The following is a 12680-nucleotide window of genomic DNA, read 5'->3' as shown; positions in this document are numbered from 1 at the left end:
GAAATGTGGGCAACGACTCAACATATCCACCGTCCGCACGTTCGGAACCTGTGTATTCACCGAGTAGGATAATCGTTGTGAACACCGTAAATCAGCAGGCAGATAGTACCGGAGTAGCTATGTCAACGAGCCCAGAAACGAGCCAGACAGCTAACAGTCCGCATTTCAGCCCCAGCCTGAAATGGCAGAGGCGTCTTGCGCTAATACTGTTGCTCTCCCAGGCGGGAATTACGGTTTCTGGATCTATCGTACGTGTGACTGGATCAGGATTAGGCTGCGATACTTGGCCGAATTGTCAGGAAGGTTCTTTGGTCCCGGTCGCCGGCGCACAGCCTTGGGTCCATCAAATTATCGAATTTGGTAACCGTCTGCTGACTTTCGTGGTCGTAGCTGCAGCAATCGCGGTGTTGGTTGCGCTAAAGACAGCTGGCAGGCGCCGTGAGCTTAAAGCCTATGGTGCTGCATCAATTCTAGGTATCGTCCTGCAAGCGGTAATCGGCGGAATTTCCGTGCATATGGAGTTGCATTGGTGGACTGTTGCATTGCACTTCCTGCCCTCTATGGTCTTGGTCTGGATAGCTGCGCTACTCTACTCCCGGATCGCGGAAGATGATTCACAATCACCACAACGAATTTTCGCCGCGCACACCCGGCAATTTGCAGCTCTTGCCGCCGGCGCACTGTCAATTGTGCTGATCACGGGCACAATGGTGACCGGTTCCGGACCGCATTCCGGTGATGCGGATGCCGGTATGAAAGGTCGCCTAGAACTAGATACTGAAGTATTAGCGGTAGTCCATGCCGTGTGCATGTATGCCTATCTTTTGTTGACACTACTCGTCGTGTGGCAGCTGTATAAGCAAAAAGCGCCGCAGCGTGCGAAGTATACTGCGTGGGTCCTAGTCACGGTAATTATTATTCAATGGGGCATCGGTGTAGCACAGTTCTATCTTGGAGTCCCACGTTGGACCGTACCTTTTCACATCGCGATGAGTTCGGTGGTCGTAGCTTTTACCGCAGCTTTGTGGGCTCGGGGTTACGCACGTCCACGGTTCCAGTTGGACCATTCTGCCCGTGAAACATGCAGCTCGTCTGGCTTAGTCTCACAGAGAAAAGGCTCCAATTAACCCGGGCACGCACCAACCACCGGACTAACTAACCCACGCAACGCCCACAGACTGTAACCTCGATAACTATGAAGGCAATACAGATTACTCGCACCGGCGGCCCGGAAGTGCTCCAGATCGCTGAGGTCGAAAGCCCAATACCGTCCGACGATCAAGTCCTCGTAGACGTGCTCGTTGCCGGAGTTAACTACATCGACACCTACTACCGTGAAGGCATTTACTCAGCCACGACGCCGTTTATTCCTGGATTCGAAGGCGTTGGCCGTGTTCTCCACGATCCTATTGGGAAGATCGCTAGCGGCACTATGGTCGCGTGGAATACCGCGTTCGGCTCCTATGCCGAACAGGTATGTGTCGCCAGAGACAAGCTAGTTGCGGTACCAAACGATTTCGATTTATCCACCGCCGCTTCCATGCTGCTACAAGGCATTACTGCGCATTATCTCACACACGGTGTCTATGAGCTTGCCGACGGCGACAGCTGCGTGATCACCGCCGGTGCCGGTGGTGTCGGCCTGTTGGCTACGCAATTTGCTGCAGCAGCCGGCGCAAATGTTTACACCGTAGTCTCTTCCGATGAAAAAGAAGAATTGTCCTACCAAGCAGGAGCTACTCATGTATTACGTTATGGCCCGGAGTTAGCCAATCAGGTACGAGAATTAACTGCAGGAAAGGGCGTCGATGTAGTCTACGACGGCGTAGGCAAGGACACCTTTGAACAATCATTAGATATGGTCCGTAATCGCGGGACTGTCTGCTTGTTTGGTGCAGCTTCCGGCCCGGTTGACCCTATTGATCCACAGATTTTAAATGAGAAAGGCTCTATATTTCTCACACGACCATCTGTGGCCGGGTGGACTAGTCGAGAGGGTGAATTCCAGATGCGGGCACAAGCAGTCGTACAAGCCGTCGTCGATGGGGATCTAAAGTTCCGGGTGAGCGATTCTTATCCATTGGAAGAAGCTGCACACGCGCACCGTGATTTACAAGACCGGAAGACCACTGGTTCTATTGTTCTGCGGGTCCAAGAAGCGATCTAAAAAAGAGAATTGAATCGCCCAAATTCGGTAAGACACCGCTCAAATGCAAGCCTACAGGCAACTAAGCTAGAAACGGTGTCCACCCAATAATGGCGTCAACGGACAAGCTCAAGAACAAAATCGCTAGATAATTATTCGACCAGATGAACAGCGCCATGGGTTGTACCTTGGCGCCTTTTTTCACCCCTTGGTGTAGACGACTGGCCATGTAGAGAAACACGGCTGCCGTACTGACCGAGCCAACGAGATAGATCCAGGATGCGGCTGGGATCAGCGCGAAAGAAGTAATCACCATTGCCACTGAATAAAGCAGAATTTGACGGGTAACTTCAGATTCCTTGGCAACGACCGGCAGCATTGGAATGCCAGCACGCTTGTAATCCTCTTTGTATTTCATGGCCAAAGCCCAGGTGTGCGGTGGGGTCCAGAAGAAGATGATCAAGAAAAGCGCGATCGCTTGCCACCATCGCGCTGGTTCTCCTGCCGGAGCGTTATCGGTAATGACTGCCCAACCGACCATGACAGGCATGCACCCCGCAAGCCCGCCCCACACAATATTTTGCGAGGTTCGCCGTTTCAGGAACTTGGTATACACCACGATGTAGTGCACATTCGTCAAAATAACGAATAAGGCCGCCAACCAAGAATTCGCTAATATCCCCAGCCACAGCACAGAAATGACTAGTAGCAGGGAACCGAAAACAGCAGCTTCCCGTTTAGAAACGACATCATTAACTAACGGTCGTCCGCGAGTGCGTTTCATCTGCTGGTCTAGCTCATAGTCGGCAACCATGTTGAAGGTATGTGCCGCTGAGGCCCCCATCCAGCCGCCCAACAAAGTAAGTATGATCAGGCCAAAGTTATTGGATATCGCTTCTGTACCGCGCTCCGCTTGCAGCATGGCAGGAAGCGCAGCCACCAAGAGCAGTTCAATAATCCGCGGCTTGGTTAACGCGAAATATGCCTTGATCTTTCCCAAGGAAAAATCCTCCAACAACGTGCCAAATAAGTCCCTCTATGTTTGCCACCAGTCGGACTCCAGTGGCACTAGAGAGAGTCGTTTACAAAGGGCGGAAAGTTCCCACCAACTTTAGGCGGATAGAAACTGACTGTCCCGAACCACCATAGCCTACATGCCACCCACCGTGCGGCTCATAATCGCGTGCAAGTACACAAAACTCTGAATCTACCTTTAGACTAAGGGGCACACCATTGTTTTCACCGTTGCAAACAGATTGATGCGAGGAACCAGCTGTGTCACTGTCCCCCAAGCTTAAAGCTAAAACCATTCGTCGCTACCCGAGTGACTGGAACGAGACGGATACCCGCGCTGTAGATACGGTGCGGTTATTAGCCGCCGACGCGGTGCAAAATTGCGGTTCTGGACACCCGGGCACCGCAATGTCACTCGCCCCGTTGGCTTACACGCTTTATCAGCGTGTGCTGAAACACAACCCGGCCGACCCGCAGTGGGCCGGGCGTGACCGTTTCGTGCTGTCTGTCGGACATTCATCTCTGACACAATACATTCAGCTTTTCCTGGGTGGCTTTGGCTTAGAGCTGGATGATCTGAAGCAACTGCGTACCTGGGGCTCGTTGACACCAGGGCACCCCGAATACGGACACACCAACGGTGTAGAGATCACGACTGGACCTCTCGGACAAGGCCTAGCTTCCTCCGTCGGTATGGCGATGGCCGCTCGCAAAGAGCGCGGCCTATTCGACCCTGATGCACCCGCCGGACAATCTCCATTCGACCATTATGTTTACACCATTTGTTCCGACGGTGATGTGCAAGAAGGCGTCACGGCCGAAGCATGTTCCCTGGCGGGTACGCAACAGCTGGGCAACTTGATCGTCTTTTGGGATGACAACAACATCTCCATCGAGGATGACACCGACATCGCTTTCTCTGAGTCTGTGGCCAAACGCTACGAAGCCTACGGTTGGCAGGTGCTTGAGGTGGGTTCTGGAGAAGACGTTGCTGCACTGGAACAGGCGGTCAAGCTCGCAAAGCAAGATACTTTGCGCCCGACTTTTATCCGGGTGCAAACGGTTATCGCCTACCCTGCGCCAAATGCTATGAATACCGGTGCCTCACATGGTGCAGCACTTGGTGAAGAAGAAATCCAGGCGACCAAAAAATTCCTTGGCTTTGACCCTGATGAGCACTTTCACGTCGACGAAAAAGTGCTTGCACACACCCGCGAGCTAGTTAACCGCGGCACCAAAGCGCAACAAGAATGGCAGCAGCGTTTCGACGCCTGGGCCAAGAAAAACCCAGAACGCAAAGAACTCTTCGACCGCATGGCGGCATACGAGTTACCAGAAAACTTCGGCGAAGATATGCCGGTTTGGGAAGCCGATTCTAAAGGCATTGCTACGCGTAAGGCCTCCGCGGAGGTAATTCAAGTCCTCGCAGCACAGTTGCCAGAGCTTTGGGGCGGCTCAGCGGACTTGGCTGGTTCCAACAACACTGTCATCAAGGGGGCACCTTCGTTCGGCCCGCAATCAATCTCTACGGATATGTGGCAAGCTGACCCGTTACACGGTCGCAATCTACACTTCGGCATCCGTGAGCATGGCATGGCAGCGATCATGAATGGTATTGCCTTACACGGCCACACCCGTGTTTACGGGGGAACATTCTTGATTTTCTCGGAATACATGTACCCGGCGGTTCGCCTGGGAGCCCTGATGGGCACCGACACCTACTACGTATGGACCCACGACTCCATCGGCTTGGGCGAAGATGGCCCAACTCACCAGCCGGTTGAGACCTTGGCCGCGCTACGCGCTATTCCAAATCTCGCGGTCATCCGCCCGGCGGACGCCAATGAAACTACACAGGCATGGGTATCCGCGATGCGCAAGGAGAAAGGCCCGAAGGGGCTAGCATTAACCCGGCAAAACGTCCCAGTGCTGGAGGGAACCGCCGAAAAGGCCTCCGTAGGCGTCGCAAAGGGTGCTTATGTTTTGGTGGAAGCTTCGGCTTCGCCAGAGCTCATTCTGATTGCTACCGGCTCCGAGGTACACCTCGCTGTGGCCGCTGCCGAACGCTTAGAAGCTGAAGGCACACCAACACGTGTCGTTTCTGCGCCTTGTTTGGAATGGTTCGAACAGCAAGACGAAAACTACCGCGAATCAGTTCTCCCACGTGAAGTTACTGCGCGAGTATCCATTGAAGCTGGTCTCGCCATGCCATGGCACAAATACACTGCACCGTTTGGTCGGCAGATTTCTCTGGAACATTACGGTGCCTCTGCCCCAGCAGAAGAACTCTTTGCAAGGTTTGGCTTTACCGTCGACAATGTAGTGGCCGAAGCCAAGAAGGCACTGGAACAAGCCCCCGCAGCTAACAAAGTTCCTGGTTGGGGCAACACTGCAGACAATAAAGATGATGCTTCGGTGAGCGCAGACGCAGCCTCTATTACCGCTTCTGCTAGCTCGGTAACACCGGCACAGGCCATCGATTCTGCCGACGCCGACACTGCCTTGGCAGAGCTGGCAGCTGTTGGTACCGCAACTTGGTTGGATGATCTTTCTCGTGAGCGCATAGTGTCCGGAAACTTAAAAGAGCTCATCGAAACCAAGTCGGTATTGGGCGTAACTACTAATCCCTCGATTTTCTCTGCTGCAATGAGCAAGGGGGATTCCTATGACGCAGATATTGCACGTCTGGCCACACGTGACATCTCTGCCGACCAAGCCGTCTATGAGCTTGCTATTTCCGATGTGCAAAATGCTTGCGACATCTTGTCTTCGGTCTATCAGCGTACTGGCGGCGCCGATGGACGCGTATCGATCGAGGTGGACCCGCGAATTTCTGCGGACACGGACAAAACTTTGCAGCAAGCACGCGACCTATGGAAGCGCGTCGACCGCAACAACGCGATGATCAAGATTCCAGCAACACCAGAAGGGCTGCCAGCCATCACTGCTGCGCTCGCGGAAGGCATCTCGGTCAACGTGACCTTGATTTTCTCTGTAGAACGGTACCGAGAAGTTATCCAGGCGTACAAGGAAGGCATTGCGCAAGCCAGGGAAAACGGTCTTGATCTTTCCAAGATCCATTCGGTTGCGTCTTTCTTCGTTTCCCGTATCGATACCGAAGTGGATAAGCGCCTCGAGCAGATTGGCACGGAAGAAGCACGCAACTTGCGCGGGCAGGCAGGCATTGCCAATGCACGGCGCGCGTACGCACTATTTATCGAGGAATTCCAAAACTTCGATATTCCAGGTGCGCACAAGCAACGTCCATTATGGGCATCTACCGGAGTAAAAAATTCCGACTACCCTGCTGACATGTACGTCACGGAACTGGCAGGCCCAGACACTGTCAACACTATGCCGGAAGCAACACTCGAAGCGGTTCTAAATGGCGGTACTATCAATGGCGATACTTTGACTGGCGCGGGTGATAAGGCTGAAGCTATTTTCCGCAAATTAGAATCTGCAGGCATTGATTTCGCAGATGTCTATGCGAAGCTCGAACTCGAAGGCATCGATAAGTTCGTGAACGCATGGGAAGAACTGCTGGAATCCATGTCTCAACGGCTGCGTTAACCAAACCACGCCAGTTAAACAGCACGACAACCGCCCAAATCCGGGCTAAGAAAGGACATTCGCCTGTGACGTCGAATCCTTGGCATAACCCCCTGCGCAACCCGCACGATTCCCGACTGCCGAGGATCGCCGGCCCTTCGGGCATGGTGATTTTTGGAGTCACAGGCGATCTGGCCTACAAAAAGCTTCTGCCTGCTATCTACGACCTAGCAAACCGCGGGTTATTGTCGTCGGCATTCATCTTGGTTGGTTTCGGCCGCCGAGATTGGTCTAACCAAGATTTTGTGGACTACGTGAAGAAGGCAGTCCAAGATGGCGCACGCACACCATTCCGTGAAAATGTCTGGCGCCAGCTTGCTTCCGGAATGGAATTTGTAATCGGTGGTTTCGATGATGACGGTTTTGACTGCTTAGCTGAACGTATTTCCGAAGTTGACGAGCAGCGCGGTACTGCTGGTAACTGGGCTTATTATTTATCCATTCCACCGAGTTTTTTCTCCGAGGTATGTCACCAGCTCGAGCGCACAAACATGGTGAATGCGCAACCAGGGGCATGGCGCCGTGTCATCATTGAAAAGCCTTTCGGGCACAACGAACAATCCGCGCGCGAGCTCAACGAAATCGTCAACCAGGTTTTCCCGGAAGAATCGGTCTACCGTATCGACCATTATCTGGGTAAAGAAACAGTACAGAACATCCTCGCCCTGCGTTTTGCTAACTCAATATTTGAGCCAATCTGGAATGCTCGACACATCGATCATGTGCAGATAACCATGGCTGAAGACATTGGGCTCGGTGGGCGTGCCGGATACTATGACGGCATCGGAGCAGCACGCGATGTAATGCAAAACCACTTACTGCAATTGTTGGCGTTGGTGGCGATGGAAGAACCTATTTCATTTACGCCGGATGCACTGCGCGCGGAAAAGGTCAAGATTTTGCAAGCTACCTCGCTAGCTACGCCACTCGAGCACAGCACAGCCCGGGGACAATATTCTGCAGGTTGGCAGGGCTCGCAAAAGGTACAAGGTTTGCGAGAAGAAGACGGTTTTGACCCAGAGTCAACAACTGAGACCTACGCAGCTTGCACCTTGGAGATTAACTCGCGTCGTTGGGCTGGTGTGCCGTTTTATTTGCGCACCGGCAAGCGTTTAGGGCGTCGCGTCACAGAAATTGCTTTAGTATTTAAGCACGCTCCACATCAACCGTTTGCGAAAAATGGTGCACAGCACGGACAAAACACCGTAGTCATCCGCGTCCAGCCTGACGAGGGCGTGTTGATGCGATTTGGCTCCAAAGTCCCAGGTTCGGGCATGGAAGTTCGAGACGTCAACATGGACTTTTCTTATGCTGAAGCTTTTACCGAAGAATCTCCAGCTGCCTACGAACGTCTTATCCTCGATGCGCTCTTGGACGAATCCAGCTTGTTCCCTACCAACAAGGAAGTGGAGTTGAGCTGGTCGATCCTTGATCCGATGCTGGAATATTGGCAGCACGCTGAACAGCCAGAAAGCTACCCGGCAGGCAGCTGGGGGCCGGCAAGCGGTGATGCCATGCTGGCACGCCGTGGCCATGCTTGGCGCCGACCATAATCTGTGTCCGTGATTGACCTGTACAAGGAGTAATTAACAACCATGATTCATTTCCTCACGGATACCACCACCACAGACATTGCCCGCGAACTAAATCTCGCCCAAGAACACTACACGCTAACTACTGGACGGGTGCTAACTCTGATCATCGTGGCCTCTGCCAGTGATGACGTAGAAGCAATCCTGCGTGCCAGCCGTGATGCTTCGCACGAGCACCCAGCACGTGTACTGATCTTGTTGACGGGCGACTCCATGGATGAGACCTACCTTGATGCAGAGCTTCGCGTTGGCGGTGAGGCCGGCGCTTCTGAGATCGTCGTCATGACGCTTAACGGCGCGATGGCTCACCACCCTTCGTCCATCGTGACCCCATTATTGCTCCCAGATACTCCGATCGTGGCCTGGTGGCCCAACGTTCATCCGGAGAGCCCAGCAGAAGATCCAATCGGCAAGATTACGCAACGCCGCATTACCAGTGCACAGGATTTCTCGCAGTTATCTCGCAACTATTCCCCCGGTGACTCAGATACGGCATGGTCTGCGATTACCGCTTGGCGTGGCATCGTCGCATCTGCTTTGGACCGTTACCCACATCACGAGGTACGGTCTATCAACATCAGCGGCAACCAAGGTCCAGAACACGCGATTGCTGCAGGTTGGTTGGCCGATGCCCTAGGCGTTCCGGTCACTAGAACCACTGCCATGCCCGATAGCAGTTCAGCCGACGACGCTAACCACCAAGGCGAAGAACAGTTTGCTGTCGAAAGCCTGACACTGGTGATGGACGATGGAGAAGCAATTAGCATCACCCGCGCCGATAGCCACACCGTTGGTGTCCAGGTGCCCGGAGCCGCGCGTAATCTCGTTGCCCTCAACGTTCGCAGTTGGGCAGAACGTCTATCTGAAGAGCTACGGCATTTGGAACCAGACGAAACCTATGCGCGGGCATTACGGGCCATCTACTTCGATAACTCACACGCCGAAGGATAAAACTATGACCACGATTTTCCCTGCTAGAGATAAACACGACCTAGTTTCCAAGGTTGCGCACCGCTTCGTAGAATTGGTTTCTGAAATCCAAAATACTGGGGGTGGCTCGCATGATGACGGCATCGTTCGCGTAGTTCTCACAGGAGGAACTTCCGGGATTGCAGTGTTAGAGGCGTTGGCTACGACGGATTCCGATATCGAATGGTCTGGTGTCCACTTTTTCTTTGGCGATGAACGAAACCTAGCTATTTCCGACAAAGAATCAAACGAAGGACAAGCGCGGCGAGCGTTCCTCGATCAACTGGATATACCCGAAACCAATATCCACGGCTATGGATTAACCGGTGCAGATGATCTGACAGAACGTGCACAGGAATACACCGCGATGCTCGAAAAATTCGCGCCCGCTGGTTTTGACATCCACCTGGCAGGCGTCGGCGATGATGGGCATATCAATTCCTTGTTCCCGCACCATGCAGGGTTAAAAGACAATTCCGCTGTCATTAGCGTGACTGATTCCCCGAAACCTCCCGCGCAGCGTTTGAGCTTAGGTTTAAAGAAGGTTGCCCAATCTGACCGAATTTGGCTGTTGGCAGCAGGTCAAAATAAATCTGAGGCAATCGCTCGCTTAGTTTCCACCACTTCTCCAGATGCTTCATGCCCTGCCACACTCGTACACGGCCGCATTGAAACACTTCTCTTTAGCGATGTAATCCCGGCGCACTAACTGCTCTGCTTGCGCGCGTTCTAAAGCGCGCAACAAATCAAAACATTAGGCGTGTGGGGTGCTCGCGATCACGAGCCCCACACAAAAGAATATCCACCGGTGGGAGTTAACCTCCACCGGTGGATATTTTATGCAGGAATTTGCTCGGAAGCTTCCACCTATAAATTATAAGCCTGCAACAAGTTCAAGGCGACGATCGCGGCAATCCAAATTAACGCCAAAACAATCGTATAACGCGTCAGGTTTTTCTCGACGACAGTAGAACCTGACAAGTTCGACTGCACCCCGCCACCAAACAAACTCGACAGACCGCCGCCTTTGCCCTTATGGAGCAGAACGAAAATGGTCATCAAAATAGCTGTCACCAGCAGGATGATCTGCAGCGTTAATTGCATTCAGGTGTTCCTTCACGAAAGTGCGAGTTGTATGGGCTTGCCGTGCGTTAAGTATACCCATTTTAGCCACGCAATGCGTGACTGTTCTAGAGGATTGTGCACAACCTTACAGCATCGTAACTTGCAACGCTGTAAAGCTCAGCCAGGCGAGCATGGTTACAGGAGATAATTGAATCTACGTACAAGCTTCGCTTACAAGCTAGAGTTGCGCGACGGACGCAGCGGCCAATTTGGCAAATTCTTCTCCATCTAGCGACGCTCCGCCGACCAAGCCACCATCGATATCAGGCTGTGCGACGATATCAGCGATCGAATCAGTCTGCACGGAACCGCCGTACAGGATCCTAATAGCATCAGCTGTTTCGTCGTCTGAAAGTCTCCGAACTAAGGTTCGTAATGCTTGGCAAACTTCTTGTGCATCTTTCGGCGACGCTGCCTTACCGGTACCGATTGCCCAAACCGGCTCGTATGCCAGGACTGTGTTTTTCAGCTGCTGAGCTTCCAAACCATCCAGCGAATTGCGGGCTTGCTCGACGATATAATCGAGATAGCTGCCAGATTCGCGGATATCCAAGGACTCTCCTACGCACACTATCGGTTTAATTCCGTGCTTGTGTGCGACTTGTGCCTTTTGCGACACCAAATCTGAAGTTTCATGATGGTGTTGACGGCGTTCGGAGTGCCCCAGGATAACCCATTCGCAGCCGAGTTTTGCCAACATCGGGGCAGAAATATCTCCTGTATATGCTCCTTTTTCTTGTGGAGCTAGGTTTTGGGCGCCGTAACTGATCTTCATTTTCTCCCCGTTCACTACGGTTTGAATTGAGCGCAGATCAGTGAATGGTGCTAATACCGCGATATCTACCTGCTCGTAATATTCTTTCGGCAAAGCGAAAGTCAGCTTCTGGATGTTTTTGATCGCTTCAAGGTGATCAAGATTCATCTTCCAGTTGCCGGCGATCAATGGAGTTCGTGGCATGTGCTTCTCCTTCTTGTGATTTACGCGGATTTCCAGAAATTATTAACCAGCCAGGACGGCAACGCCCGGTAGTGCTTTCCCTTCTAAGAACTCCAGAGATGCTCCACCGCCTGTCGAAATGTGGCTAAATCCGCTCTCATCAAGCCCCAAAGCCCGCACGGCTGATGCAGAGTCCCCACCGCCAACGACAGTGAATGCACCGTTGCTGGTAGCTGCAATGATGGCCTTTGCCACGCCTTCTGTGCCTCGCGCAAATGGTTCTTTTTCGAAAACCCCCATTGGACCATTCCAGAAAACAGTCTTCGACGAAGTAATTAGTTCTGCGAATTTTTGTACGGATTTTGGCCCGATATCTGGCGAGAGCCATCCCTCTGGAATCGCAGCCAATTCTACGATTTTTGTGTTTGCGTCGGCTGAAAATTCATCCGCAGCGAGCAAATCGACTGGCAAGCAGATTTTATCGCCAAAGCGGTCTAACAGCTGCTTGCAGGTATCGATCATGTCTTCCTGTAGCAAGGAATTCTGCACGTTATAGCCTTGTGCCGCGAGGAAGGTATAGCACATTCCACCACCGATAATGATGTTTTGGGCTTTTCCAGCCAATGCTTCAATAACGCCCAGCTTGTCGGATACTTTCGATCCACCCAACACCACGGTGTAATCTTGCTCTGGATTATCGGCTACAGCGGACAACTTTTCCAACTCGGCTTCCACCAAGTATCCGGCGTAGGCATCAAGTTTGTTCGCGACGTCGTAAACCGATGCCTGTGCACGGTGGACGACACCGAATCCATCCGAGACAAACACACCATCATCAGCTGCCAAGGCAGCCAGTTCCGCGGCGAATTCTGCGCGTTCCGAAGCGTCTTTGGAAGTTTCGCGTGCGTCGAACCTCACATTTTCCAACAACATAACGTCGCCGTCGTTCAGCCCATTGGCGCGTTCGTGTGCGTCTTCTCCAGTAACATCCTGAGCCAATGCCACCCACTGACCTAGTTCATCTGAAAGCGCTTCTGCAACCGGGGCCAGCGAATATTTCTGGTTAAACTGCCCCTTTGGACGTCCCAGGTGAGCAGCAATAACGACTTTGGCGCCGGCAGCAACAAGTGCCTGGATCGTTGGCAAAGCTGCGGTAATGCGACCCGGATCAGCGATTTCTCCCTCATCTGTCAGCGGTACATTTAAATCTGCCCGCAACAAAACATGCCGGGACTCGAGGTCCTGCTCCAACAATTGCGCTAGCTTTCGAAATGCCAATGTATTT

General features: G+C 52.7%; 10 protein-coding genes and 1 pseudogene. 7 read left to right on the top strand and 4 right to left on the bottom strand.

The window, feature by feature from the left end; genetic code table 11:
• Positions 1-119: 119 nt before the first annotated feature.
• Together HMPREF1292_RS07910 and HMPREF1292_RS07905 are read left to right on the top strand one after the other, a co-directional pair.
• Entirely contained in the window at positions 120-1127 is a 1008-nt protein-coding gene (locus HMPREF1292_RS07910) for a heme A synthase (RefSeq protein ID WP_084521431.1), read from the top strand.
• Positions 1128-1195: 68 nt separating this feature from the next.
• Complete coding sequence (locus HMPREF1292_RS07905) at positions 1196-2167, top strand: quinone oxidoreductase (RefSeq protein ID WP_023019441.1); 972 nt, start codon at positions 1196-1198, stop codon at positions 2165-2167.
• A 61-nt stretch (positions 2168-2228) separates the two neighbouring features.
• Here HMPREF1292_RS07905 and HMPREF1292_RS07900 read toward each other — a convergent pair whose 3' ends face one another.
• Positions 2229-3164 (bottom strand): heme o synthase, encoded by a 936-nt coding sequence (locus HMPREF1292_RS07900; protein ID WP_027017943.1) that lies wholly within the window; start codon positions 3162-3164, stop codon positions 2229-2231.
• Between the two features lie 257 nt (positions 3165-3421).
• On the opposite strand from HMPREF1292_RS07900, the pseudogene tkt reads away from it, so the two are divergent.
• The 5 genes and pseudogenes from tkt to pgl all read left to right on the top strand — a co-directional run.
• A pseudogene (gene tkt / locus HMPREF1292_RS11410) lies at positions 3422-5515 on the top strand (transketolase); the annotation flags it as partial.
• Between the two features lie 60 nt (positions 5516-5575).
• Positions 5576-6733 carry a transaldolase gene (tal, locus tag HMPREF1292_RS11405; RefSeq protein ID WP_242760858.1) on the top strand — a complete coding sequence of 386 codons (1158 nt, stop codon included), beginning with the start codon at positions 5576-5578 and terminating at the stop codon, positions 6731-6733.
• Positions 6734-6798: 65 nt separating this feature from the next.
• Positions 6799-8325, top strand: a complete 1527-nt coding sequence (zwf, locus tag HMPREF1292_RS07890) for a glucose-6-phosphate dehydrogenase (protein WP_021353955.1) — start codon at positions 6799-6801, stop codon at positions 8323-8325.
• 42 nt (positions 8326-8367) lie between these two features.
• Positions 8368-9315: a glucose-6-phosphate dehydrogenase assembly protein OpcA gene (locus HMPREF1292_RS07885; RefSeq protein WP_023019439.1), complete on the top strand. Its 948-nt coding sequence runs from the start codon at positions 8368-8370 to the stop codon at positions 9313-9315.
• Positions 9316-9319: 4 nt separating this feature from the next.
• On the top strand, positions 9320-10042 hold the full coding sequence (pgl, locus tag HMPREF1292_RS07880; RefSeq protein WP_023019438.1) for a 6-phosphogluconolactonase: 723 nt from the start codon (positions 9320-9322) through the stop codon (positions 10040-10042).
• 158 nt (positions 10043-10200) lie between these two features.
• Here pgl and secG read toward each other — a convergent pair whose 3' ends face one another.
• The 3 genes from secG to pgk all read right to left on the bottom strand — a co-directional run bounded on the left by secG (position 10201) and on the right by pgk (position 12673).
• Positions 10201-10437 carry a preprotein translocase subunit SecG gene (gene secG, locus HMPREF1292_RS07875; RefSeq protein WP_021353958.1) on the bottom strand — a complete coding sequence of 79 codons (237 nt, stop codon included), beginning with the start codon at positions 10435-10437 and terminating at the stop codon, positions 10201-10203.
• 199 nt (positions 10438-10636) lie between these two features.
• Positions 10637-11416: a triose-phosphate isomerase gene (gene tpiA, locus HMPREF1292_RS07870; RefSeq protein ID WP_021353959.1), complete on the bottom strand. Its 780-nt coding sequence runs from the start codon at positions 11414-11416 to the stop codon at positions 10637-10639.
• A gap of 42 nt (positions 11417-11458) precedes the next feature.
• On the bottom strand, positions 11459-12673 hold the full coding sequence (pgk, locus tag HMPREF1292_RS07865) for a phosphoglycerate kinase (RefSeq protein WP_023019437.1): 1215 nt from the start codon (positions 12671-12673) through the stop codon (positions 11459-11461).
• Between the last annotated feature and the right edge of the window lie 7 nt (positions 12674-12680).

It is taken from the genome of Corynebacterium sp. KPL1995, from assembly GCF_000477935.1.
Lineage (GTDB): Bacteria > Actinomycetota > Actinomycetes > Mycobacteriales > Mycobacteriaceae > Corynebacterium > Corynebacterium pseudodiphtheriticum.
Note: the sequence above shows the minus strand (reverse complement) of the source record. Positions and strands in the feature narration are given on the sequence as shown.

Coding starts and splice junctions, on each gene's coding strand:
- HMPREF1292_RS07910 (WP_084521431.1), top strand. CDS start 120: ATGTCAACGAGCCCAGAAACGAGCCAGACAGCTAACAGTCCGCATTTC.
- tpiA (WP_021353959.1), bottom strand. CDS start 11,416: ATGCCACGAACTCCATTGATCGCCGGCAACTGGAAGATGAATCTTGAT.
- secG (WP_021353958.1), bottom strand. CDS start 10,437: ATGCAATTAACGCTGCAGATCATCCTGCTGGTGACAGCTATTTTGATG.
- pgl (WP_023019438.1), top strand. CDS start 9,320: ATGACCACGATTTTCCCTGCTAGAGATAAACACGACCTAGTTTCCAAG.
- HMPREF1292_RS07885 (WP_023019439.1), top strand. CDS start 8,368: ATGATTCATTTCCTCACGGATACCACCACCACAGACATTGCCCGCGAA.
- HMPREF1292_RS07905 (WP_023019441.1), top strand. CDS start 1,196: ATGAAGGCAATACAGATTACTCGCACCGGCGGCCCGGAAGTGCTCCAG.